This window comes from Halomonas sp. CKK8 (assembly GCF_029625235.1).
Lineage (GTDB): Bacteria > Pseudomonadota > Gammaproteobacteria > Pseudomonadales > Halomonadaceae > Halomonas > Halomonas ventosae.
Window position 1 is genome coordinate 3771780 of sequence record NZ_CP121193.1, and the last position, 22868, is coordinate 3794647.

The 22868-nt window shown below is 69.8% G+C and carries 20 protein-coding genes; 8 read left to right on the plus strand and 12 right to left on the minus strand.

Features of this window, described 5'->3' with window-relative positions:
- Positions 1 to 152: 152 nt before the first annotated feature.
- The gene (locus P8934_RS17850) at positions 153 to 1310 is read right to left on the minus strand and encodes a cytochrome P450 (protein WP_278032194.1); all 1158 of its coding nucleotides are present in this window, start codon (positions 1308 to 1310) and stop codon (positions 153 to 155) included.
- Between the two features lie 126 nt (positions 1311 to 1436).
- Positions 1437 to 3008: a nitric oxide reductase transcriptional regulator NorR gene (norR, locus tag P8934_RS17855; protein WP_278032195.1), complete on the minus strand. Its 1572-nt coding sequence runs from the start codon at positions 3006 to 3008 to the stop codon at positions 1437 to 1439.
- 217 nt (positions 3009 to 3225) lie between these two features.
- On the opposite strand from norR (P8934_RS17855), the gene hmpA reads away from it, so the two are divergent.
- Positions 3226 to 4395 (plus strand): NO-inducible flavohemoprotein, encoded by a 1170-nt coding sequence (gene hmpA / locus P8934_RS17860; protein ID WP_278032196.1) that lies wholly within the window; start codon positions 3226 to 3228, stop codon positions 4393 to 4395.
- Between the two features lie 70 nt (positions 4396 to 4465).
- On the opposite strand, the gene P8934_RS17865 is transcribed toward hmpA, so the two are convergent.
- The 6 genes from P8934_RS17865 to norR (P8934_RS17890) all read right to left on the minus strand — a co-directional run bounded on the left by P8934_RS17865 (position 4466) and on the right by norR (P8934_RS17890) (position 12451).
- Positions 4466 to 5170, minus strand: coding sequence for a succinate dehydrogenase iron-sulfur subunit (locus tag P8934_RS17865; RefSeq protein WP_278034060.1), 705 nt, complete (start codon positions 5168 to 5170; stop codon positions 4466 to 4468).
- Between the two features lie 59 nt (positions 5171 to 5229).
- Positions 5230 to 5577: a hexameric tyrosine-coordinated heme protein gene (locus P8934_RS17870; protein ID WP_278032197.1), complete on the minus strand. Its 348-nt coding sequence runs from the start codon at positions 5575 to 5577 to the stop codon at positions 5230 to 5232.
- A gap of 123 nt (positions 5578 to 5700) precedes the next feature.
- Positions 5701 to 8814, minus strand: a complete 3114-nt coding sequence (locus tag P8934_RS17875; RefSeq protein WP_278032198.1) for an efflux RND transporter permease subunit — start codon at positions 8812 to 8814, stop codon at positions 5701 to 5703.
- A complete protein-coding gene (locus P8934_RS17880) occupies positions 8811 to 10193 on the minus strand; it encodes an efflux transporter periplasmic adaptor subunit (protein WP_278032199.1) in 1383 nt (460 codons plus the stop codon). Before P8934_RS17880 ends, P8934_RS17875 begins: the two co-directional genes overlap by 4 nt.
- Entirely contained in the window at positions 10190 to 10807 is a 618-nt protein-coding gene (locus P8934_RS17885; protein ID WP_278032200.1) for a TetR/AcrR family transcriptional regulator, read from the minus strand. Before P8934_RS17885 ends, P8934_RS17880 begins: the two co-directional genes overlap by 4 nt.
- Positions 10808 to 10915: 108 nt before the next feature.
- Positions 10916 to 12451, minus strand: a complete 1536-nt coding sequence (gene norR, locus P8934_RS17890) for a nitric oxide reductase transcriptional regulator NorR (protein ID WP_278032201.1) — start codon at positions 12449 to 12451, stop codon at positions 10916 to 10918.
- Positions 12452 to 12604: 153 nt separating this feature from the next.
- Here norR (P8934_RS17890) and ytfE point away from each other — a divergent pair, with 153 nt between their 5' ends.
- Both ytfE and P8934_RS17900 read left to right on the plus strand, forming a co-directional pair.
- Positions 12605 to 13261 (plus strand): iron-sulfur cluster repair protein YtfE, encoded by a 657-nt coding sequence (gene ytfE / locus P8934_RS17895; RefSeq protein ID WP_278032202.1) that lies wholly within the window; start codon positions 12605 to 12607, stop codon positions 13259 to 13261.
- A 234-nt stretch (positions 13262 to 13495) separates the two neighbouring features.
- Positions 13496 to 13642 (plus strand): hypothetical protein, encoded by a 147-nt coding sequence (locus P8934_RS17900; protein WP_278032203.1) that lies wholly within the window; start codon positions 13496 to 13498, stop codon positions 13640 to 13642.
- Between the two features lie 70 nt (positions 13643 to 13712).
- Here the strand turns inward: P8934_RS17900 and P8934_RS17905 are convergent, their stop codons facing one another.
- The gene (locus tag P8934_RS17905) at positions 13713 to 14141 is read right to left on the minus strand and encodes a globin (RefSeq protein WP_278032204.1); all 429 of its coding nucleotides are present in this window, start codon (positions 14139 to 14141) and stop codon (positions 13713 to 13715) included.
- 199 nt (positions 14142 to 14340) lie between these two features.
- Here P8934_RS17905 and P8934_RS17910 point away from each other — a divergent pair, with 199 nt between their 5' ends.
- From P8934_RS17910 to P8934_RS17925, 4 genes are all read left to right on the plus strand, one after another.
- Positions 14341 to 15336: a peptidase U32 family protein gene (locus P8934_RS17910; protein ID WP_278032205.1), complete on the plus strand. Its 996-nt coding sequence runs from the start codon at positions 14341 to 14343 to the stop codon at positions 15334 to 15336.
- Between the two features lie 21 nt (positions 15337 to 15357).
- Positions 15358 to 16290, plus strand: coding sequence for a U32 family peptidase (locus tag P8934_RS17915; protein WP_278032206.1), 933 nt, complete (start codon positions 15358 to 15360; stop codon positions 16288 to 16290).
- Positions 16287 to 17033: an anaerobic ribonucleoside-triphosphate reductase activating protein gene (locus P8934_RS17920; RefSeq protein WP_278032207.1), complete on the plus strand. Its 747-nt coding sequence runs from the start codon at positions 16287 to 16289 to the stop codon at positions 17031 to 17033. Before P8934_RS17915 ends, P8934_RS17920 begins: the two co-directional genes overlap by 4 nt.
- A 133-nt stretch (positions 17034 to 17166) precedes the next feature.
- Positions 17167 to 17445, plus strand: a complete 279-nt coding sequence (locus tag P8934_RS17925; protein WP_278032208.1) for a hypothetical protein — start codon at positions 17167 to 17169, stop codon at positions 17443 to 17445.
- 91 nt (positions 17446 to 17536) lie between these two features.
- Here P8934_RS17925 and P8934_RS17930 read toward each other — a convergent pair whose 3' ends face one another.
- From P8934_RS17930 to P8934_RS17940, 3 genes are all read right to left on the minus strand, one after another.
- A complete protein-coding gene (locus P8934_RS17930) occupies positions 17537 to 18289 on the minus strand; it encodes a ribonucleoside-diphosphate reductase (protein WP_278032209.1) in 753 nt (250 codons plus the stop codon).
- A gap of 54 nt (positions 18290 to 18343) precedes the next feature.
- Complete coding sequence (locus P8934_RS17935; RefSeq protein ID WP_278032210.1) at positions 18344 to 20455, minus strand: adenosylcobalamin-dependent ribonucleoside-diphosphate reductase; 2112 nt, start codon at positions 20453 to 20455, stop codon at positions 18344 to 18346.
- 72 nt (positions 20456 to 20527) lie between these two features.
- Positions 20528 to 21013 (minus strand): SCP2 sterol-binding domain-containing protein, encoded by a 486-nt coding sequence (locus P8934_RS17940; RefSeq protein WP_133634408.1) that lies wholly within the window; start codon positions 21011 to 21013, stop codon positions 20528 to 20530.
- A 471-nt stretch (positions 21014 to 21484) separates the two neighbouring features.
- Here P8934_RS17940 and gdhA point away from each other — a divergent pair, with 471 nt between their 5' ends.
- Positions 21485 to 22837, plus strand: a complete 1353-nt coding sequence (gene gdhA / locus P8934_RS17945) for an NADP-specific glutamate dehydrogenase (protein WP_278032211.1) — start codon at positions 21485 to 21487, stop codon at positions 22835 to 22837.
- The last annotated feature ends 31 nt before the right edge of the window (positions 22838 to 22868 follow it).

The following is a 22868-nucleotide window of genomic DNA, read 5'->3' on the forward strand; positions in this document are numbered from 1 at the left end:
CGAGGCTGTTCCGGCGGCAGGCCCCGGAGCGCCGGACCGTCGATGGGGCGCTATGAATCCGTCCCTGGACGCTACCTCCGCCGTCCCTGGTCTCCGGACCCCCTCTACGACCTGCCCCCGGCGCCTCTCGCTGGTTCGGGGCAATTAAGAGGTCAGCGGCGCACGTGCAACGGCACCTCGGCGTAGCCGCCGGCGGGGTAGCGGGCGCGCACCGCGGGACGGCCGGGCACCGGGCCGATATCCACCGTGGCATCGAGCAAGGCGTCCATGAAGTCGCAAAGCTCCATGCGCGCCAGGGGCGCCCCGGGGCAGACGTGGATGCCGGCCCCGTAGAGCAGGTTGTCCTTCGGGTCGCGATCCAGGCGCACCTCGTCGGGGCCGCCGAACACCGCCTCGTCGCGGTTGGCCGAACCCCACAGGAGCGTCAGGCGCTCGCCGGCCTCGAGGCGACGGCCGCCGATCTCCACCGGGCAGGTGGTGATGCGCCGGTTGGACATCAGCGGCGCGTCGAGGCGCAGGATCTCGTCGATGGCCGCCGGCAGCAGGCCATGGTCGGCGCGCAAGCGAGCCTGGAGCTCGGGGTCGGCCGCCAGGTAGCGCATCAGGATGCCGATGCTCGCCGAGATGGTGCCAAGCTCCCCCACCGTCCAGTTGCGCAGGATGCTGACGATCTCCTCGTCGGTCAGCGCCCGCCCTTCCACCGTCTCGTTCATGATCCGTGTGGTGACGTCGTCCGGGGCGGCGTCGCCGGCGTCGCGGCGGCTTGCCAGCAGCTCGCGGATCACCCCGTCGAACTCGAGTGCCAGCTCGCCCAGTGCCTCGCGATCGCCCGCCAGGGTGGCGGCCTGCTGGCGCTTCACCCAGGCGCGCAGCGGCTCGTGCAGGCGGGTCGGCCAGCCCATGAAGGCGCACTGGATCTCCAGGGCGAAGCCCTGGCCCATCTCGGTCATCGCCTCCACCTCGCCGTCGGCGGGCAGGCGGTCCACCACGGCCTCGGCGATGGCGCGGCAGGTCGGAGCGAACTCGACCATGGCCTCGGGGCCGAAGTAGGGCTCGATGAGGCGCCGGAAGCGGGTGTGCTCGGGCGGGTCCATGGCGTTGGGTACCGAGAGGTGGCGGCTCGCCGCGTTACTGAAGGTCTCGTGGTCCTCGAGCACGCGCATCACGTCCGCGTGGCGGAAGAGCGACCACTGCAGGTAGTCGCTGAAGGCCACCGGGCAGCGATGGCGCATCGCATCGTAGGCGGCGACCTGGTCGGCCTGGACGGTCCCGGACCGGGGATCCCAATCGGAATGACGGGACTCGCTCATCATGCCTCCTTGTCGTCACAAGGCGTCGGACTCGCCGCCCGGCGCTTCGCCGTGTCGATCATTCGTCGGGTAGGAGGCCATCCGACCATACCTCGACCAGAGGCGCATTGATGCATGTCATCCACGTCAATCACGGGGACGCGGCTTGAGGCCCAGGCGGCGGGCCAGGCGGTGCAGGTTGCCGGGATCCAGCGCCAGGTCCCGGGCGGCGGCCGCCCAGTTGCCGCCCTGCGCGGACAGGGCATCACGAACCAACCGCCGCTGGAAGGCCTCGGTGGCCGCCCGCAGGCCGCAGCCGGCCTCGGCCTCACCGCCGACGATGCCGGGTTCCGCTGGGGTGTCGACCGTCGCGGGGGCGTCACCGCGCGGCAGCTGGAGGTGGCGCGGCTCGATGCGCAGTACCGCCGCCCGCTGGCCCGGCACGGTGAGCGCCTTCTGCTCGCCGAGGGCCCGCAGGGCAGCACGGGCCAGCACATGCTCCAGTTCGCGCACGTTGCCGGGCCACTGCCAGCCGAGCAGGGCCGCCTGGGCCTCGGGAGCGAAACGCAGGTTGGCCACCCCGAGACGCACCCGGTTGTCCTCCAGGAAGTGGCCGGCCAGCAGCAGGATATCCTCGGGGCGCTCGCGAAGCGGCGGCACCTCCAGCGGGAAGACGCCGAGCCGGTGGTAGAGGTCCTCCCGGAAGCGCCCGGCCCCGACCTCGGCGGCCAGGTCACGGTTGGTCACGGCGATCACCCGGACATCCACCCGCCGCGCCTGCTCGCAGCCCAGCGGCTGGATCTCCCCTTCCTGCAGCACCCGCAGCAGCTTGGGCTGCAGGGCCAGCGGCAGCTCGCCCACCTCGTCGAGCATCAGGGTGCCGCCATCGGCCATCTCGAAGTGTCCGCGGTGATCCTTCACCGCGCCGGAGAAGGCGCCACGCCGATGGCCGAACAGGGCGCTCTCGATCAGGCTCTCGGGCAGGGCGGCGCAGTTGACCTGCACCAGGGGACCGCCGCGCCGGGCGGAGCGCCGGTGCAGCTCGCGGGCCACCCGCTCCTTGCCCACCCCGGTCTCGCCGTGCAGCAGCACGTTCATCCCGGTGGGCGCCACCAGGTCGACGGCCGTCATCAGCCGCTGCATGGCCGGGCTGCTCCACTGCTGCAGCCCGCTGCCGGACGCCTCGTCACCCAGCACCTCGCTGAGCCGCGAGCGGGTCTCCGCCAGGCGCTCCGCCAGGCGCAGGCAGACGGCCAGCAGCTCGGCGGCGGCCAGCAGCTCCGCCTCCTCCAGGTCCCGCAGCGCCCCGGAGGAGAGGGCATCCAGGGTCAGCAGGCCGATCAGTCGCCCCTCGTCACGCAGGGCCACCCCCAGGCAGTCGTGCACCTGGCTGAGGTCCTCGTCCAGCAGGCCGTCGAAGGGGTCCGGGAGGTCGCTGTCCGGCGGGAAGCGGCACACGCCGGGATGAGCGGCGATGGCGGCGAGCCGGGGGTGCTGTGCCGGCTCGAAGCGCCGTCCGCGAACCTCGCCGGGCAGGCCCAGCACGGCCACCGGCTGCAGGGCGCCGTCCTCCATCACCATCAGGGTGGCGGCATCCAGCGGATAGCGGCCCACCAGGGCCTGGAGCAGGGCATCCCACTCGTCGGCCAGGGAGGCGTCCGGCGCCCGCTCAGTCAGGCATCCCAGCAGTTCGCGCAAGGCGCGCAGGAAGTCGGTCATGGCACTGTGTTTTCGACAATAAGTGTCAGCATGACAACAGAGATCGTGTCACTTTGCCACTACAACCCGGTCTGGCATGTCGTGCCCTCGTCGGGGACACGCTGGCGATGGAGGCCGTCATGCTGCGCTGCGACATCTTGCCCGTCGCCGGGGTGGCACGACTCTTGCTGACTGGGAGGGGCCAAACCAAGAACATCCCCCCGACAGAAGGATTCCCATGCTGACGACAGAGCAGGAGCAGTTGATCGCGGCCACCGCCCCCGTGGTGGCCGACCATCTCGATGCCATCACCCAGCGCTTCTACCCGCTGATGTTCGAGCGCTATCCGCAGGTGAAGCCGCTCTTCAACCAGGCCCACCAGCAGGACGGCGGCCAGCCGCGGGCCCTGGCCGGGGCCGTGCTGGCCTATGTAGGGCTACGCCAGGACCCCCAGCAGGCACGCGGTGTGCTGGCCACCGTGGTCAGCAAGCACGTCTCCCTGGGCATCCAGCCCGACCAGTATCCCATCGTCGGCGAGTGCCTGATGGCCGCCATCGGCGAGGTGCTGGGCGAGGCGGTGACCCCCGAGGTCGCCGCGGCCTGGAGCGGCCTCTACGAGGAGCTCGCCGGCCTGCTCATCGAACTGGAAGACCATCGCTACCGGGAGTTCGAGCAGCGCCCAGGCGGCTGGCGCGGCACGCGCCGCTTCCGTATCGCCGAGACCCGCCAGGAGAGCGCGGTGATCCGCTCCTTCGTGCTGGAACCCGAGGACGGCGGCCCGGTGGCCGACCACCAGCCGGGCCAGTTCATCGGCGTGAAGCTGACCCTCGGCAGCGAGCCGGTCTATCGGCACTACAGCCTGTCGGACGTGCCTAACGGCTGCCACTACCGGATCTCGGTGAAGCGCGAGCCACAGGGCCGCGCCAGCCGTCACCTGCACGACGCCATGAGCGTCGGCGACACCCTGGAACTGCTGCCGCCGGCCGGCGACCTGACCTTGGAAGACGGTGACGAGCCCCTGTTGCTGGCCAGCGGTGGCGTCGGCCAGACACCGATGCTGCCCATGGCCCGCCATGCCCTGGCCCAGGGGCGCCGAGTGGTCTATCTGCACGCCGCCCTGGATGCCGAGCATCACGCCTTCCGCGACGAGGTCGCGGCTCTGGCCGCCGAACACCCTCGGCGGCTCCGTGCCGTGAGCGTGCACGAGCGCGGCGATAAGGCCGACCATACCGGCCGAATCGACCGCGAGCTGCTCGCCAGCCTGCTGCCCGAGGATGCCCGCTGCTACTTCGTGGGCCCCCAGGGCTTCATGACGGCCGTGGACCGGGCACTCGCCGAACTCGGCGTGCCCGGCGAGCGTCGCCACTACGAGCACTTCGGCCCCTCGCGCCCCCTCGACGCGGCCTGAACCCGGCCTTGGAGCACGACGCCCCGGCCATGCCGGGGCGTCGTCGTTGTGTGGGTGTTGGAGGTGGGTATCAGCTGCCGCGCGCCAGCAGCATTGCCTTGATATGGCCGATGGCCCGCATCGGGTTGAGTCCCTTGGGACAGACCCAGGTGCAGTTGGCGATCTGTCGGCAGCGGAACACGCTGAAGGGGTCGTCGAGCTCGGCCAGTCGCTCGTCGGTGGCGGTGTCCCGGCTGTCGATCAGGAAGCGATAGGCCTGGATCAGCCCGGCCGGGCCGATGTACTTGTCCGGGTTCCACCACCAGGAAGGGCAGGCCGAGCTGCAGCACGCGCACAGGATGCATTCGTAGAGGCCATCGAGCTTCTCGCGATCCGCCGGGCTCTGGCGACGCTCCGTGGCGGTGGCCGGCTGGTCGTTGATCAGCCAGGGGCGGATCTTCTCGAACTGGCGGAAGAACAGCGTCTGGTCGACGACCAGGTCGCGGATCACCGGCATGCCCGGCAGCGGACGCAGGGTCAGGGTATCGCCGCGTCCCAGCACTTCCGCCACCGGCGTGATGCAGGCGAGTCCGTTCTTGCCGTTGATGTTCATGCCATCGGAGCCACACACCCCCTCGCGGCAGGAGCGTCGAAAGGCCAGGGTGGCATCGCGCTGCTTCAGGTGCTCGAGGACATCGAGCACCATCGTCCTGCGGAAACGCTCCTCCACCTCCAGCGTCTCGAGGCGTGGCCGGTCATCCTCATCGGGATGGTAGCGATAGAGCCGTACCTTGATCATGGCTGCCCTCCTGCGCAGGCCATGCCGCCCGGCAGGCCGCGCCCCACTCATCCACCTCACTCCCGCCAGTAGTCGTTGGCCGCGGCGACGGTCTGGAAGTGGGTGGCGATGACGTGGGAGGCCGCGATCAGGCTGTCGGGATCCTCGGCATACTCGGGGCGCTGTGCCTTGCGTACCTCGGCGTCCGGCTGGGTGGTGCCCACCCCCTTCTGGGAGAGTGTCACCGCCAGGGCGAAGCCCTCCTGAGGCGTCTCGGTGATCAGGCTCGGCAGCCATACATCGCCGGACCCCATGGCTTCATGGTCATCGGCCAGGGCGGTACTGCCCAGCAGCAGCGCGGCCGCCAGCATCAGGGCGCCGGTAGCCATGACTGGCGGGAAACACACGCGATGTTGCGTCGACATGGTGACCTCCTGCGTTGGCAAGCGCGGGCCTCATGGGCCCGCCATTAACAAGCATAAAAGATACCTCTTTAACGTTAGCCAAGGACCCAGCGGCGTCAAGGCGGGGCCGACCGGCCCATGTCGCTACGACTCGGCGGGCGCCCTGCGCGTCCAGCCCCAGTCGTCGAACAGCACGTAGAGCGCCGGGATCACCAGCAGCACCAGCAGGGTGGCGCTGAGCAGGCCGAACACCACGGCGATCACCAGCGGCTTGATGGCATCCGCCTGACTGCTGGTCTCGGCCAGCAGTGGCGCGAGGCCGGCGATGGTGGTGATGGAGGAGATCAGGATGGCGCGCAGCCGGTCGCGGCAGGCCTGGCCGGCGGCCGCTGCCGCGTCCATGCCTCGCTCGCGGTGCGTCTTGATGAAGTGGATCAGCAGGATGGCGTTGTTGACCACGATGCCGGCCAGCGAGGCGGCGCCGATCAGCGAGGGCATGGAGAGGTAGTAGCCCATGATCACGTGCCCCCAGAGGGCGCCGATGAAGGCCAGCGGGATGGAGAGCATGACGATCAGCGGCTCCACGTAGCTGCGGAACTGGAAGGAGAGGATCACGAAGATCCCCACCAGGCCAATCAGCAGGCCGCGGGCGATGGAGCCGCCGGTCTCGGCGGAGCTGGCCACCTGTCCCTCGAAGGTGACCGCTACCTCGGGATGGCGCGCCTCGAAGTCGGCCAGCCAGCCGCTGTCGACTAGGTCGTCGACGATGGCCTGGCCGCTGGCCTGGCGGGCGTCCACGTTGGCCTCCACGGTGACGGTGCGCCGCCCGTCGATGCGGGTGATGCGCGCCCACTCGCGGCGCTCGGCCACTTCGGTCACCACCGAGAGCGGCACCCGGCTGCCGTCGGGGAGCACCAGGGTCTGGTCGGCCAGGTCGTCGAGGCCGTCGCGGTCGGCCTCGGCCTGGCGCACCAGCACCTCGATCTCCTGTTCGCCGATGCGCTGGGTATCGGCGATCTCGCCGAGCAGGCCGGCACGCAGCTGGCTCGCCACCTCCTCGGCGGTGAGCCCCAGGCCGTGGGCACCCGATGCCAGGGAGTAGGCGCGCTGGGGCTTGCCCAGGCGCTGGTCATCCATGACGTTGTAGACCGCCGAATACCCTTCCAGCCGCGTGGCCAGCTCGAGCGCCGCCGCCTTCATGGCCTCGAGGTCCTCGCCGGCCAGGCGCACCTCCACCGGCACCCCGGCGGGGCCGAAGCCCGGTTCCTGGATGATCAGGCGCTGCACTCCCGCGATCTCGCCGATCGCCTCCCGCCACTCGGCGGACAGGGTGTCCAGCGTGACCGAGCGGCGCTCGGCGGTGAGCAGGTCGACGCTTACCGTCGCCACGTGGGGCCCCGCCTCCCGGGCACTGGGATTGTGGTTGAAGCGCACCTGGATCGCCTCGACCAGCGCCTCGCCTCCGGGCTGCTCGGGCGAATGACGCGCATCGAGCTCGCCCATCGCCGCCTCGACCCGCGCGGCCACCGCCTCCGTGCGCTCGAGCGGCGTGCCCTGGGGCATCAGGATGCGTGCCTCCAGCACGTCGCCGTCGATATCGGGCATCGCCTCGCTGCCGACGTGGCCGCCGGCCATAAAGCCGACAGACGCTAATAGCACGGTAAAGACGAGCCCTAATACGGCATGGCGAAACCGGATCGCCCGGTCGGCCAGCCGCCCCACGCCCTCGCGGAAACGCTCGAAGCCGCGGTCGAAGGCGCTGCGAAAGCGGGAATCATGGCCCCGCTGCAGGTCCTTCACGCTGCCCTTGAGACTGCCCTTGAGATGGTGGGGCAGGATCCAGAACGCCTCGATGAGGCTCGCCGCCAGGGCGGCGATCAGCACCACCGGCAGCACCTCCAGTACCGCCCCCAGCTCGCCGGCCAGGAAGGAGAGCGGCACGAAGACCGAGGCGGTGGTCAGAAACGACGACAGCACCCCGGGCAGCACCTGGCGGGTCCCCGCCACCACCGCCTCCAGCGGCGTAGCGTTTTCCCTGGCGTGGGCGGTGATGTTGTCGGTGATCACGATGGCGTCGTCCATGACGATGCCGATGGCCATCAGCAGTGCCACCAGGGTGATCATGTTCACGGAGAGGCCGGCGAGCCCCATCACCAGGAAGGCCCCCATGAAGGCCGCGGGCAGCCCCAGCACCGCCCACAGCGCCAGGCGCGGGCGGAAGAACAGGCTCATCACCAGCACCACCAGCGCCAGCCCCATGACACCGTTGCCCACCAGCATCTGCAGGCGGTCGCGGACGATGCTGGTCATGTCCTGGGTCAGGGTCAGCGTGATGCCATCATCGAAGCGGCGGCGCTCCGCCGCGATCAGTCCCTCGAGGCGCTCCTTCACCGTCAGGGCGTCGTCGCGCAGGCTCTTGCTGACCTCCAGCACCAGCGCCGGCTCGCCGTTGAAGCGAATCTTCTCCTCCTCGCGCTCCCCGGTCTCGGCCAGGGTGGCGATGTCGCCCAGGGTCAGCTCGCCGCCGGCCGGATCGGAGACCACCACCAGGCGCGCAAGCTCGACCAGCGAACGGCGCTGGTCGGTGAAGCGCAGAAGGAGTTCGCGCTCGGGGGTCTCCAGGGTGCCCAGCGGCAGGTCCAGGCTCTGGGCCGAGATCCGCCGCGCCAGCTCGCGGGCCGAGAGGCCGTGCTGGCCGAGCACCTCGCCGGGCACCTCCACCTGCCACTGGCGCTGGGATATACCGTGGATCGCCACGTCCGCCACGCCGGGCAGCGCCATGATGCGCTCCTCCAGGCGCAGGGCGTACTCCTCGAGCTGGGAGGCAAGCATGTCGGCTGACACCGCCACCGCCGCCACCGCGTCGCTGCGGTGCAGCTCGCGCACCACCGGTGGGTCGGCCCGGGCCGGGAACTCGCTGATGGCACCGACCTCGGTATCGATCTCGCCGAGAAAGCGCAGGGGATCGCCGCCGGCCTGCATGGTGGCAGTGGCGCTGGCCAGGTTGTCCTTGGCCACGCAGACGAACTCGTCGAGGAACTCCACCCCCTTCACCGCCTCGTGCAGGCGGCGGCACACGGCGTCCTCCACGTCGGCGGCGCTGGCCCCGCGATAGACCACCTCGACGCTCACCTCCACCGGGCGGTAGTCGGGGAAGGTCTCGCGCTTGAGCGACGGGGCAGTGAAGAGCCCGGCGGCGAGCAGCAGCACCAGCAGCAGGTTGGCGGCGGTGGGGTGGGCGGCGAACCAGCGGATCATGGCTGGGCTTCCTCATGCCCCTGGCCCAGCGCCTGCTCAGCGATACTCGCCTCCAGGGCCTCGTCGCGACGTGGGGCGAGGGCCATCCCGGCGATCGCCGCGGGCAGGTCATCGACCACCACCCTATCCCCCGGGGCAAGACCGGTCGCGATCACCGCCAGGTTGCCCTGCTCGAAGGCCACGCTCACCGCACACCGTTCGAGGCGATCCTCGGCATCCACCAGCCACACCTCACCCTGGTGCACCGCACTGGCCGGTATCACCAGCCGAGGCTCGGGGCTGGGCGCGGACAGCCGCGTACGCACGTACATGTCGCGCTGCAGCGGAGGGCGATCCGGCGGCCGGGCATCACGGTAGGGATGATCGACCCGCACCACGGCACGCACCGTGCGAGTGGTCGGGTCCAGGCCGCTGGCCACGCGAACCAGCTCCCCCGACCAGCCCACGCCCTCGGCGCCGGCCAGGAAGAGTTCGGCCTGCACCGCCGAGAAGTCCAGCCGCTCGTCCAGGTCGAGTCCCTGGCCGAAGGGGTCATCGGGCAGGATCGCGCCCAGCAGGCGGCGCATCATGGCGATGGAAATGTGCGCCTCCACCTCGGCGGCAGCCAGGCTCTCGGCCTGGAACAGCCGCTGCCCGGTGCCGACGAACTGGTGCAGCTCCACTTCCACCGCGGCCAGGCGCAGGTCGTAGGGCGCCTCGAAGCGCGTATCGGCGAGGTCCTTGCGGGCCTGGGCCAGTCGCACCGCGGCGCGCTCACGCTGGGCCTCGAGCACAGCGCGCCGCGCGGGCAGCAGCGCCAGGCTGTTCTCCAGGGAAGCGACCGCCTGGCGCTGGCCCAGGGTGCTGCGGCGTTGCTCGTCGCGCCGCGAGCCGGAGACCGAGCCGCTGGCCGCCAGGCGCTCGATGCGCACCAGCTCCTGCTCGGCCAGGGCGAGCGCCTGCTGCTCCAGCTCCAGCAGGCGGCGGGTGTTCTCCTCCTCAGCCTCGAGCTGGGTAAGCTCGCCGGCCAGGCTGGCCAGCTCCGCCTGGGCCTCGGCGATGGCCAGCTCATAGCGGCTGGGATCCAGGGCCACCAGCAGAGTGCCCTCGGGCAGCAGGGTGCCGCTCTCCAGTTCCGGGTGGCGCTCGACGACGCGTCCCGCCACGTTGGCCGTCGCCTGCCAGGTCTCGGCGGGGCGCGCCACGCCGTGGCCGCGCGCCTCCAGGCGCAGGTCCAGGGGGCGGACCTCGACGAACCTGACCGGGGTGGCGGAGGCCGCCGCCTCCTGGCGCTCGGGGGCCTGCCGGTTGGCCACGAAGACCACCAGCAGCGCCACGCCCACGACGACGCCGATCAGCACCGCCAGTCCTCGCCCCAGCCGGCGTATCGAGGGCCTCATGCGCCACCTCCCGCATCCGCCCGGATGCCGTGTCGGTAGAGCTCGAAGGCCGCCGGCGCCCGGTCGACGATGCCCGCCACGTCATCGGCGATCAGCGACTGCAGCACCAGCCCCTGGACGCAGCCAATGAATTGCGTCGCCGCCGTGTCCAGGTCGAGCCCGGCTCGCAATTGCCCCCGACGCCCGGCCTCCTCGAGCAGGCCAAGCAGGCGTCGCCGATAGCGCTCCAGCAGCTCGCGCACCAGGCGGCTGGCGGCGGTCGGCCGCGGGTGCTGCAGCTGGCCCATCAGCAGCCGCGGCACCCCCGGATGCTCGGCGATAAAGGCCACATGGGCCAGGAACATCGCCTCAAGCGCTTCCAGGGGGGGCTCTCTGCCCTCGGCAGCGGCGGCAACCCTCGCCATTACCCGCTCGGCGACCCAGGCCACCGCCGCCTCCCAGATGGCCTCCTTGCTGGGGAAGTGGCGAAACAGCGCCCCCTGGGTAACACCCATGCGTCGGGCGATTCGCCCGGTGGTCAGGGTGGCGGGTTCCTCGCGGCCGCAAAGCTCGATGACGGCCTCCACGGTGCGCTCCCGACGCTCGTCGGCGGGGAGATGCTGGCGCTGCGACATGCTCGAGCCTCAGAAGATAGTAATCAGTCACTATCTAGCACGGGGACGATGCCTCCGCCAGCGGAAAGCTGTCGCAGGATGACCTCGATCAAGGGGCAATGGAAAGGCTCAGCGACCAGGCTTCAGCCCCAGCCGCCGGGCCAGCTTGTGCAGGTTGCTGGGGTCCAGTTCCAGGCGCCGCGCTGCCGCCGCCCAGCGGCCGTCGCAGGCGTCCAGCGCCTCGCGGATCGCCCGCCGCTGCGCCCCCTCCACGCACTCGCGCAGGCTCGATGCACCGCCCTCATCGGCGGGCTCCGACGCTTGCGATGCGCGGCTCCCTCCCCCCTCGGGGACGGGCAGGTCGAGCCAGGCCGGCACCAGGGTGATGATCTCGTCGCGCCGCGCGCCGTGGCTCAGGGCCTTGATCGCCGCGCGGCTGATCACGTGCTCCAGCTCGCGCACGTTGCCCGGCCAGGCATAGGCCAGCAGCATCTCCTCGGCATCCGGCGAGAGGCGCAGGCTGCGCACCCCGAGCCGGGTGCGGTTGATCTCCAGGAAGTGGCCAGCCAGCACCAGCACGTCGCTGCCCCGCTCGCGCAGCGGCGGTATCGCCACCGGATAGACCGACAGGCGGTGGTAGAGGTCGGCGCGGAAGCTACCCTCGCGTACCGCCTCGGCCAGTTGCCGGTTGGTGGCGGCGATGATGCGCACGTCGACACGCCGCGGGACATCCTCGCCCAGGCGCTGTACCTCGCCCTCCTGCAGGGCGCGCAGCAGCTTGGCCTGGACCGGCAGCGACAGCTCGCCCACCTCGTCGAGCAGCAGGGTGCCGCCGTCGGCGGTCTCGAAGCGCCCGGCGCGCTCGGCGGTGGCACCGGAGAAGGCCCCCTTCACATGGCCGAACAGCTCGCTCTCGGCCAGCGACTCGGGCAGGGCGGCGCAGTTGACCTGCACCAGCGGCGCGGCGTGGCGCGCGGAGCGACGGTGGAGGCGGCGGGCAAAGAGCTCCTTGCCCACCCCGGTCTCGCCGCTGAGCAGCACCGGCAGGTCCACCCCCGCCACCACGTCGAGCTCGCGCAGCAGCCGCTGGAGTTCCGCGCTGTGGCCGAGGATATCGCGCGCCTCGGGGGCCGCCAGTGGCAGGCCGCTCTCCTCCCGGGCCATGCGCAGGGCGCGCAGGTCACGCTCCAGGCGGCTGACCCGCACCGCCGCCTCGACCAGCAGCGCATAACGTTCCAGGGCCGCCCGGTCGGCGGTATCGAAGGTCCCCGCCTCCAGCGCATCCAGGGTCAGTGCCCCCCACGGCTCGCCCTCCACGTGCAGGCTGATGCCCATGCAGTCGTGGACGTGCAGCGGCTGACCGGGCTGCTGCTCCACCAGGCCATCATAGGGGTCGGGCAGGCTGGCATCGGGCGGAAAGAGGGTGGTGCGCCGGCTGGCGAGGATGGTGGCGAGGCGGGGATGCTGGGCCACCTCGAAGCGCCGTCCCAGCGCCTCGCGCACCAGGCCGTCCACGGCCAGCGGCACCAGGCTGCCCTCCTCCAGTCGCAGCAGGCAGACGGCGCCGCAGCGGAAGCCCTCGCGCAGGGTGCGCACCAGGCGCTGCAGGCGCACCGCGCTGGGCAGGTCGGCGACCAGGTCCGCCAGCAGGGTCTCGTCGAGCATGGTGATATTCACCTTGAAGGGTTCACTCTACCCTAATCGACTCGGGTATTTTTCACCATCCTGGCCTCGTCGCCCAATAAAACAGGCAGTTGAAAACTGGCACGCCGCTTGCTCCATGTAAGCTGTCACCTACCTGACCCAGGAGCTCCTGCCATGAGCCTGATTGAACAGAGTGTCGGCCGCACCGCCCTGACCCTGCCCGGCGCCACCCGGGTGTTCCGCGACCACAATATCGACTTCTGCTGCGGCGGCCGCATCAGCCTGCGCGAGGCCGCCGAGCGCATCGGCCTGTCAGCCCAGGCGCTGGTGGACGCGCTCGAGGCGCTGCCGGCCGGTGAAAGCGACGAGCGTGACTGGCAGTCGGCCAGCAACGACGAGCTGATCGACCATATCCTGACCCGCTACCACGACGTCCACCGCCAGCAGCTGCCCGAACTGGTGCGCATGGCCCGTCGCGTCGAGCAGGTCCACGGCGAGCGTGACACCTGCCCCAACGGCCTGGCCGACCTGCTCACCACGATCTACCAGGAGATGGAGAGCCACATGCAGAAGGAGGAGCAGATCCTCTTCCCGATGCTTCGCCGGGGCATGGGCGCCCAGGCCCAGGGGCCCATCGCGGTGATGCGCCACGAGCACGACGACCACGGCGAACACCTCGAGCAGCTGGCGGCGCTGACCGACGACATCACCCCGCCCAAGGGCGCCTGCACCACCTGGCGCGCGCTCTACACCGGCCTGCGTGAGTTCCGTGACGACCTGATGCAGCACATCCACCTGGAGAACAACCTGCTCTTCGAACGCGCCGGCTGAACCCGGGCGGCGCCCAGCCGCGACGCACCGCCACCCGGCGGTGCGTCAAGGAGGCCACCATGAAAGCCATCATTCTCGAACGCCTGCGCGCCGACCACCATCGCTATGCGGCGCTGCTCTGCATCCTCGACCGCCAGCTGCATATCGCCGCCTGCGACGAACTCCCCGACTACCGACTGCTGGCCAGGCTCTGCCACTACCTGACCCACCAGCCCGAGGAGTGGCACCACCCCGGTGGAGGACGCCCTCTTCGCCCGCCTGGCCGGCTTCCAGAGGCTCTACCGGCAGATCGCCGATCACCACACCGGCCTGCGTCTTGGCCACGGCGAGCAGGCCGACTTCTGCCCGCTCTGCGATGCCAGGCCGGCGGCCGCTTCCTGACCCGACAACCTGCTGGTTCCACGGTATCGGCTCCCATGGGGATCCGCCGATGGGAGCTCACTGCATTCGCCTAGTCGCAAAGGGTGCCGCGGTCGTAGTGGAAGGTCATGAAGACGATGCCCGGTGTCATCACCAGCCGCCAGGACAGCTCGACCTCGTCATCGAACTGCTCGTCGAAGGTGCGAACCGTGTCGATCAGGCTCTCGAGCCAGAGGTCATAGAGCGACGGGGCGATATCGAGGTGGGCGCGGTCGTGGCTGATCGCCACCTGCTGCAGGTAGTAGTCGGCATGGCTCGACGCGTAGAACGCCAGCAGGTGATAGAAGGCCTTCTTGAGCATGGCCCGCTGGCGCGCCATGTCGGTATGGCGAAACTTCACCGCGACCTCCGGGGAGGCCGCAATAAAGCGCTCGTAGAAGGCCTCGAAGAACGCCTGTCCCTCGACCTCCCGGCTCAGCACCCGCACGTAACTGGCATCGAACAGGCCTTCGATGTCCATGACCACCCCACCCGATGAACAGGCCTGACTCAAGACTAGGTCAGACGCTGGCGCCAGGCCTCGCCGGATATCGCCTCCATGGCCCCGGCATGACCTGCATCACGCCCAACACGAATGCCGCCTCGCCATGACGCCAGTCAAGGGCCCGGCCGAGATGGTCGACTAGCATGGTCGGGTTTTCATCGAGAGGAGTCTCGCCATGGAGCTCGTCTGCCCCGCCGGCAACCTGCCCGCCCTGAAGCGTGCCGTGGATGAGGGCGCCGATGCCGTCTACTTCGGCTTCCAGAACACCACCAACGCCCGCCAGTTCGCCGGCCTCAACTTCACCGACAGGCGCGCCCGGGAGGGTATCGACTACGCCCATGCCCGTGGCAAGCGGGTGTTCTGCGCCATCAACACCTACCCGCAGCCGGAGGGCTGGGCGATGTGGACCCGCGCCGTGGACCAGGCCGCCGATCTTGGCGTCGATGCCCTGATCCTGGCCGACATGGGGCTGCTCGACTACGCCGCCCGCCGCCATCCGGACCTCGCCCGCCACCTCTCGGTGCAGGGCTCGGCGACGAGCCACGAGGCACTGCGCTTCTACCACGGGCAGTTCGGCATCCGGCGCGCCGTGCTGCCCCGCGTGCTCTCCATCACCCAGGTGCGCGACCTGGCGAAGCAGAGCCCGGTGGAGCTCGAGGTGTTCGCCTTCGGCAGCCTGTGCATCATGGCCGAGGGGCGCTGCTACCTCTCCTCGTACCTGACCGGTGAATCGCCCAACACCCGCGGCGTCTGCTCGCCGGCGGCCCATGTGCGCTGGGAGGAGACCCCTCGGGGGCTGGAGTCCCGCCTCAATGGCGTGCTGATCGACCGCTACGCCGAGGGCGAGCGCGCCGGCTACCCGACCCTGTGCAAGGGCCGCTTCGAGGTAGGGGGCGAGACCTACCACGCCATCGAGGAGCCCACCAGCCTCAACACCCTGGAGCTGCTCCCGGAGCTTCGCGAGCTGGGCATCAGCGCGGTGAAGATCGAGGGCCGCCAGCGCAGCCCCGCCTACGTCTCGAAGGTCGCCGGCATCTGGCGCCAGGCACTGGATCGTGTCGATCGGGCTCCCGGGCACTTCCACCCGGACCCCGCCTGGATGGCCGGTCTCGGCGATCTCTCCGAGGGCGCCACCACCACCCTGGGTGCCTACGAGCGCCGCTGGAAATAGCGCCACCTCACAGGAGCCACCATGCCGACTTCCTCCTCCCCCTCGTCTTCCCTGCAGCTCGCCCTGGGCCCGGTGCTCTTCTACTGGACCCGCGAGCACTATGCCGACTTCTACCGCGAGGCCGCCGACTGGCCCGTGGAGGTCGTCACCCTGGGCGAGACGGTCTGCTCCCGGCGTCGCGACATGAAGCTCGACGACTGGCTGGGGCTGGGCCGCGAACTGGCCCAGAGCGGCAAGCGGGTCGTGCTGGCCAGCCAGACCCTGATCGAGTCCGAGGCCGACCTGCGCGACCTGCGCAAGCTGTGCGACAACGGCGAGTTCACCGTCGAGGCCAACGACCAGAGTGCGGTGCAGCGCCTCTCGGCGGCCGGCCTGCCCTTCGTCGCCGGCGCGGCGCTGAACCTCTACAACCCCGCGACCCTGGCGGTGCTGGCCCGCGCCGGCATGCAGGGCTGGCAGGCCCCGGTGGAGATGTCGCGGAGTGACCTCGCCCGGCTGCTGGCCGACTGCCGTGAGCAGGGGCTCGAGCAGCCCTGCGAGGTGTTCGCCTACGGCCACCTGCCGCTGGCCTGGTCGTCGCGATGCTTCACCGCGCGCCGCCACCAGAGGCCCAAGGACCGCTGCCGGTTCGTCTGCCAGAAGTATCCCCAGGGCCTGGCACTGCGCTCACAGGAGTCGAAGGAGGTCTTCACCCTCAACGGCATCCAGACCCTCTCCGGCGCCTGCCAGGACCTGCGCCACGAGGTGGGCGACATGGCCGGGATGGGCGTCGGGATTGCCCGGCTGAGCCCGCGCCCCGACGGCATGGCCGAGGTGGTCAGCGCCTTCGATGCGGCCCGCCGCGGCGCACTCCCCGCCCCCGACCCGCTGGCCTTGGTGGACGCCGAGGTCTGCGACGGCTACTGGCACGGACGGCCCGGCATGGACAACACCCGCGGGGTGGCCACGCCATGATCGGGCCGCTCCTGCGCCTGGAGCCGGCCGAGGCAGCCGACCTCTGCCTGCCGGTGGCGAGCCTGACCGCATCGAGCACGACGGACTTCCCCGGCCGGCGCGCCGCCGTGATCCACCTGCAGGGCTGCCCCCTGCAGTGCGGCTACTGCGAGGTGAGCGAGATGGCCAGCCCCCGCCGCGGCGAACCCGGCGAGTGGGAGGCGATGCGCGCCTTCCTGGAGGCCCGGCCCGATGGGCTGGATGCCGTGGTGTTCAGCGGCGGGGAGCCCACCCTGCATGCCGACCTCCCCCGCGCCCTCGCGGAGGCGCGCGAGATGGGGCTGGCCGTGGGGCTGCATACCGCCGGCCCCTACCCGGAGCGCCTGGCCGCCCTGCTGCCGCGGCTCGACTGGGTGGCCCTGGACGTCAAGGGGCGCGGACGGGACTTCGACCGGGTCTGCGGCCGTCGCGGCATCTGGCAGCAGCATGCCCGCAGCCTCTCGCTGCTGCTGGAGGGCGACACCCCCTTCGAGTGTCGCACCACGGTGCACTGGCGGGACTTCGCCCTGGAGGACCTGGAGCGACTGGCCATGACGCTGGCCGACTGTGGCGTGCGTCACTATGTCCTGCAGGTGGCCCGCGTGGAGCGCTGCCGCGACCCCGACTACTGCCTGCCGGTAGCCGGCGCCCCGCCCCGGGAGGCCCTGGAGGCCCTGGTGCGCCGGCTGGCGCCCCACTTCGAGCGGCTTACGCTGCGTCATTGAACGGGCCAGGCCGGTGACCAGGGAACTCCTCGCCTCCCATCGCTGCCCACTGTGGGCGAGCCGTCACCCGAAGCCTCGGGGATGGAGCAGTCGGCTCGGACACACAGACAGCCCACGCAGCAAGGAGCGATGCATGGAGATCGTCATCGAGAACGTCAGCATGGCCAATGAGGAATTTCACCAGCTCATCAGCGGTGAGACCGGCGATGCCCTTCGACAGACGGCCAAGAACTACCTGGGGAGCCAGGGCCACACCGAGAACGAACTGGCCCGGCTCAAGGCGGCCGGTGGCGCGGAGTATGAAGCGTTGCGCCGGGCCATGACCGACCACGCCATCGAGGTGGTCAGCCTGCCCCCGACCGACTGGCACATCCGCATGGATATCGACTTCGACGGCGGCAAGAAGGCCTAGGCGAGGGCGGCCCTCGCCAAGGGGGCCGTCGACGACAAGCCCCCGGGGGCGCCGAGGCGACTCCGGGGGCGGTCAGGATCGCGAAATCCGGCTAGCCGCACTTGGACCAGCCGCAGCCCGAGTAGCAGGTGGGGCAGCCGTCCATCATGATCAGCTCGCCGTTGCACTCGGGGCAGTGGCCCACTACGGTGGGGCCGTCGCCTTTCGCCTGGGAGGCCTCCTGGGCCTTGCGCTCGGCCTGCTCGATCTCCTCGGGGGTGGGCGGCTGCCAGGGATGGCCGCTGGCCAGGCGCTGGGCATAGCGGCTGACCAGTTCCTCCACCGGCACCTGGTTGCCGTCCTGGTCGAGGAAGCCGCGGCGGTAGAGGATCTGCTGGATCGACCAGGCGATGGCCGCGACCTCGGAGTCATGGAACATCGGCTTGCCCCAGCGGTTCATGCCGCAGCGCACCAGGCCCTTGTCCCAGGCCACCTTGCGCAGGTCGGCCACCGCCTGGGTGACGTAGCCGCCGCGGGCGGCCAGCGACAGGCTGCGCATGGTGGCGGTGATCCACTGGTGCTCGCTGGAGAGCTGGCCTGAGGGGAAGAAGAACTCCACCGGGCGCTCGATCACCACCCGCTTGCCGTTGAGCACGCCCTCCACCGGCATGAACGACACCAGCAGGTAGACCTTCTTGCGCCCCTCGGCGCCGACGTAGGAGATCTTCTCCGACACGGCCTCCAGGGTGCCCTCGGGGCGCGAGGGAATGCGCACCGTGAGCGGGTTCTCCTCGGCCAGGGGCGGCTCCTCCACCGCCTTCTTGACGCTGTAGGACACGATCTTGGAATTGATCTCGACGGCCATCAGGGGGCTCCTCCGGAAAGTTGGTGATTGACGCTGGGCATCAGGCAGATCGGCTTACCACTTGCCATAGGTGCCTTCCTTCAGCGCGTCGTAGAGGTTCGCCGCGTTGTGCTCCTCGCCGTCGTAGATGACCTTCTCATCGCCGGCCAGCTCCACGGTCTCGCCGTTCTCCAGCTCGAAGACGTAGGTGGTGTTCTTGAGGTCGTCCTCGCGCACCAGCACGCCCTGGAAGGCCTCCGGGTTGAAGCGGAAGGTGGTGCAGCCCTTGAGCTTGCTGGCGTAGGCGTCGAGGTAGAGGTCCTTGAACTCCTCGAAGGGAAACTCGGTAGGCACGTTGACCGTCTTGGAGATGGCCGAGTCGACCCACACCTGGGCCGCCGCCTGTACCGCCACGTGCTGCTTGGGGCTCACCGCGTCGGCGGTGATGAAGTAGTCGGGCAGGTCGCTCTCCACGGCGTCGGCGGCGATGAAGTGGCGATAGGCCGCCAGCTCGAAGGAGACCACCTCGACCTGCTCCTTGGTCTTCTTGCCCGACTGGATCACGTTGCGGAAGTAGCGGTGCGAGAAGGAGGGCTCGATGCCGTTGGAGGCGTTGTTGCCCAGCGACAGCGAGATGGTGCCGGTCGGCGCGATGGAGCTGTGGTGGGTGAAGCGCGCGCCGTGCTCGGCGAGCTGCGCCACCAGCTCCGGCTCCACCTCGGCGACCTTCTGCATGTAGCGGCTGTAGCGGGCGTGCAGGATGCGGCCGGGGACCTTGTCACCCACCTCGTAGCCGTCCTGCTTGAGCTCGGGGCGCTCGCGCATCATCCGCGGGGTGATCTCGTAGTCCTCGGCCAGGGCCGGCGCCACGCCCTTCTCGCGGGAGAGTTCGAGCGCCTGCTTCCAGCCCTCCAGGGCCAGGTTGCGGCTCACCTCCTCGGTGAAGGCCAGCGACTCGGGGGAGCCGTAGGGGATCTTGAGCATGGTCAGGGTGGAGCCCAGGCCCAGAAAGCCCATGCCGTGGCGGCGCTTGGCCTCGATCTCGCGGCGCTGGCCCGGGAGCGGCAGGCCGCTGATCTCCACCACGTTGTCGAGCATGCGGGTGAAGATCGCCACCACCTGGCGGTAGCGCTCCCAGTCGAAGCGCGGCTTCTTGCCGAAGGGGTCGATGACGAAGCGGGTCAGGTTCACCGAGCCGAGCAGGCAGGCGCCCTCCGGGGGCAGCGGCTGCTCGCCGCAGGGGTTGGTGGCGCGGATCTCCTCGCAGAACCAGTTGTTGTTCATGCGGTTGACCTGGTCGATCAGGATGAAGCCCGGCTCGGCGAAGTCGTAGGTCGAGGCCATGATGGTGTCCCACAGCTCGCGGGCCTTGATCACCTCGACGATGCGGCAGGCCACGCGTCCCTCGGCGTCGACGGTATAGCCCTCCTCGATCACCGGCCAGTCGCGGTAGATCAGCTGGCTCTCCTCGACGTCGTCCTTCTCGCCCTCGTGGAGCGGGAAGGCCAGCGGCCAGTCGGTGTCCTGCTTCACCGCCTCCATGAACTCGTCGGTGATCAGCAGGCTGAGGTTGAACTGGCGCAGGCGGCCCGCCTCGCGCTTGGCCTCGATGAACTGACGGACGTCGGGATGACCGACGTCGAAGGTGCCCATCTGGGCGCCGCGACGCCCACCCGCCGAGGCCACCGTGAAGCACATCTTGTCGTAGATATCCATGAACGCCAGCGGGCCGTTGGTGCCGGCGCCGGCGCCGAACACGAAGGCGCCCTTGTGGCGCAGGGTGGAGAACTCGTAGCCGATGCCGCAGCCCGCCTTGAGGGTCATGCCGGCATCCACCACCGAGTCGAGGATGTCGTGCATGGAGTCACGGATGGTGCGCGAGACAGTGCAGTTGATCAGGCTCACCGCCGGCTTGTAGGCCTCGGCGCCGGCATTGGACATGATCCGCCCGGCCGGGATGGCGCCGTTCTCCAGCGCCCAGCGGAACTTCGGCAGCCACTCCTCGGCCTTGTCGCCCTCCACGGCCGCCAGGGCCCGTGCCACGCGATCCCAGGTGGCGGTGACGTCCTTGTCCACGGGGTGGCCGTGACGGTCCTTGAGGCGGTACTTGGCATCCCAGATGTCGCGGGAGGGCAACTGCAGGGGCACCTCGTTGGAGGTCTTGACGGCCTTGGCGGATGTGCTCATGCGGGGGTCTCCAGAGCGGTGTCGTCGTTGTCGATGTAACGCTGTCGGTCTTCGGATGCCGCGGGCGGCAGGTCAGTGATCGCGGGCCGCGAGGCGCTCCAGACGGTGGAGCCATTCGCCTAGGCGGCCCTGGGCCAGGCCCTCCTCGCGTCCGTCGAGGAGGTTCTTGACCATCAGGCCCAGCTCGGTGTCGCCCTCGATCAACAGGCGACGCTGGAAGAACAGGCTGTCGGGATCCTCGCGCCGGGTGGCGAGGCATAAAAACTCGCGCCAGCCGCCGCGGATGGTGGCCTCGCCCGGCTCGCGGCAGAGCACCAGGCGCTGCGCCTCGAGGCTCAGTGTCAGCGTCACGCCGAGGTCCTCGATGGCTAGGCTGATCCGGCGCCCCTCCAGGGCATCGAACTCGCCCTCCGCGAGCGGCTCGGCGAAGGTGCGGTTGAGCACCGGCTCCACCAGCCGCTTCTTGGCGGCCAGCGGCACGCAGGGGTCCAGGGTGCGGATCAGACGGCTCGGCACGGGCGGGCGCGGGAGCGACAGTGACGGTAGGGGCAGGGACATGGAGGTTCTCCTGATGACGTCGACGCGGCTGGGCCGCCGAACCGCTCATCCTAGGGGCCATCTAAACCGCCTGCACTGACGTGCGTCAAGCCGTCGCCGGCACCGTGGATCACGCCGGGCCAGTACCATATATAGACCACTGGCCGGACTCAAGCACAAGATGTGCAAAAAATGTCACTAAGTCGCCCAGGGCGCCGCCGCGCCGGCGATGCGGCGGGCGCGCAGCTTGCGCAGAGGCCGACATGACGGGCCGGCACGAGAGTCGCTCGACCATCCGCCGGCGCGACTTCGTTGAATCACCATCTATGAAGTAATTTTAATGCATCAAACTGGTGCATAACTTTTTGCGATTTTGAAGGGATTTCGGCTCAATACTATGTCTAATCCCCGCATGGCCCATGCAGTTGCTGCATAATGGTGCATTGCCTTATAGTGCTGCCGACCCGTTTTCGACCGCACAGGAATCTTCCCATGCCCTACGTCCACGACACCCTCGAGGCCCTGCGCAGGAGCAGCCCGGCCCAGACCGAGTTCTACCAGGCCGCCGAGGAGGTACTGGAGTGCCTGCGTCCGCTCTTCGAGCGCAGCCCCCACTACCTCGACCACGGCATCATCGAGCGCATCGTCGAGCCGGAGCGCCAGATCATGTTCCGCGTCTGCTGGACCGACGACGCCGGCAAGGTGCAGGTCAACAAGGGCTACCGCGTCCAGTTCAACTCCGCCCTCGGCCCCTACAAGGGTGGGCTGCGTTTCCACCCCAGCGTCACCTCGGGCACCATCAAGTTCCTGGGCTTCGAGCAGATATTCAAGAATGCCCTGACCGGGCTGCCCATCGGCGGCGGCAAGGGCGGGTCGGACTTCGAGCCCAAGGGCCGGTCGGACGGCGAGATCATGCGCTTCTGCCAGGCCTTCATGAGCGAACTCTATCGCCACATCGGCCCGACCACCGACGTGCCGGCCGGCGACATCGGCGTAGGGGCCCGCGAGATCGGCTTCCTCTACGGCCAGTACAAGCGCCTGTCCGGCCGCTATGAGGGCGTGCTGACCGGCAAGAGCCTCAACTGGGGCGGCTCCCTCGGGCGCAAGGAGGCCACCGGCTACGGCGCCGTCTACTTCGCCGAGAACATGCTCGAGGCCCGCGGCGAGACCCTGGAGGGCAAGACCTGCCTGGTCTCCGGTGCCGGCAACGTGGCCATCTACACCATCGAGAAGCTCCATGAGCTCGGCGCGATCCCCGTCACCTGCTCGGACTCCCGGGGCACCCTCCATCACGCCGACGGCATCGACCTGGACCTGCTCAAGGAGCTCAAGGAGGTCAGGCGCGTCTCGCTGGAGGCCTACCTGGAGACGCATCCCGAGGCCCGCTACCTGCCGGCCGGCGACTACCCGGCCGACGGCCATGCGGTCTGGCGCATCGAGGGCGACGTGGCCTTCCCCTGCGCCACCCAGAACGAGCTGACCGAGGCCGATGCCGAGGCCCTGCTGGGCAACGGCGTGACCTGCATCAGCGAGGGGGCCAACATGCCCTCCACCGCCGCGGCAGTGGACCGCTTCCTGGCCGCGAAGGTCGCCTACGGCCCCGGCAAGGCGGCCAATGCCGGAGGCGTGGCCACCAGCCAGCTGGAGATGGCCCAGAACAGCAGCATGGAGCAGTGGCCGCTGGAGAAGGTCGACGCCAGGCTCAAGGAGATCATGGCCAACATCCACCGCCAGTGCGCCGAGACCGCCGAGGAGTTCGACGACCCCACCAACCTGGTGCTGGGCGCCAACATCGCCGGCTTCCGCAAGGTGGCCGATGCCATGATCGAGCAGGGCGTCGTCTGAGCCCAGCCCGACCGGCTTCCATGCAACGCGA

Coding starts and splice junctions, on each gene's coding strand:
- P8934_RS17940 (WP_133634408.1), bottom strand. CDS start 21,013: ATGTCCCTGCCCCTACCGTCACTGTCGCTCCCGCGCCCGCCCGTGCCG.
- P8934_RS17875 (WP_278032198.1), bottom strand. CDS start 8,814: ATGATCCGCTGGTTCGCCGCCCACCCCACCGCCGCCAACCTGCTGCTG.
- P8934_RS17885 (WP_278032200.1), bottom strand. CDS start 10,807: ATGTCGCAGCGCCAGCATCTCCCCGCCGACGAGCGTCGGGAGCGCACC.
- P8934_RS17850 (WP_278032194.1), bottom strand. CDS start 1,310: ATGAGCGAGTCCCGTCATTCCGATTGGGATCCCCGGTCCGGGACCGTC.
- P8934_RS17930 (WP_278032209.1), bottom strand. CDS start 18,289: ATGGCCGTCGAGATCAATTCCAAGATCGTGTCCTACAGCGTCAAGAAG.
- hmpA (WP_278032196.1), top strand. CDS start 3,226: ATGCTGACGACAGAGCAGGAGCAGTTGATCGCGGCCACCGCCCCCGTG.
- gdhA (WP_278032211.1), top strand. CDS start 21,485: ATGCCCTACGTCCACGACACCCTCGAGGCCCTGCGCAGGAGCAGCCCG.
- norR (WP_278032201.1), bottom strand. CDS start 12,451: ATGCTCGACGAGACCCTGCTGGCGGACCTGGTCGCCGACCTGCCCAGC.
- P8934_RS17880 (WP_278032199.1), bottom strand. CDS start 10,193: ATGAGGCCCTCGATACGCCGGCTGGGGCGAGGACTGGCGGTGCTGATC.
- P8934_RS17905 (WP_278032204.1), bottom strand. CDS start 14,141: ATGGACATCGAAGGCCTGTTCGATGCCAGTTACGTGCGGGTGCTGAGC.
- P8934_RS17920 (WP_278032207.1), top strand. CDS start 16,287: ATGATCGGGCCGCTCCTGCGCCTGGAGCCGGCCGAGGCAGCCGACCTC.
- norR (WP_278032195.1), bottom strand. CDS start 3,008: ATGACCGACTTCCTGCGCGCCTTGCGCGAACTGCTGGGATGCCTGACT.
- P8934_RS17935 (WP_278032210.1), bottom strand. CDS start 20,455: ATGAGCACATCCGCCAAGGCCGTCAAGACCTCCAACGAGGTGCCCCTG.
- P8934_RS17870 (WP_278032197.1), bottom strand. CDS start 5,577: ATGTCGACGCAACATCGCGTGTGTTTCCCGCCAGTCATGGCTACCGGC.
- ytfE (WP_278032202.1), top strand. CDS start 12,605: ATGAGCCTGATTGAACAGAGTGTCGGCCGCACCGCCCTGACCCTGCCC.
- P8934_RS17910 (WP_278032205.1), top strand. CDS start 14,341: ATGGAGCTCGTCTGCCCCGCCGGCAACCTGCCCGCCCTGAAGCGTGCC.
- P8934_RS17925 (WP_278032208.1), top strand. CDS start 17,167: ATGGAGATCGTCATCGAGAACGTCAGCATGGCCAATGAGGAATTTCAC.
- P8934_RS17915 (WP_278032206.1), top strand. CDS start 15,358: ATGCCGACTTCCTCCTCCCCCTCGTCTTCCCTGCAGCTCGCCCTGGGC.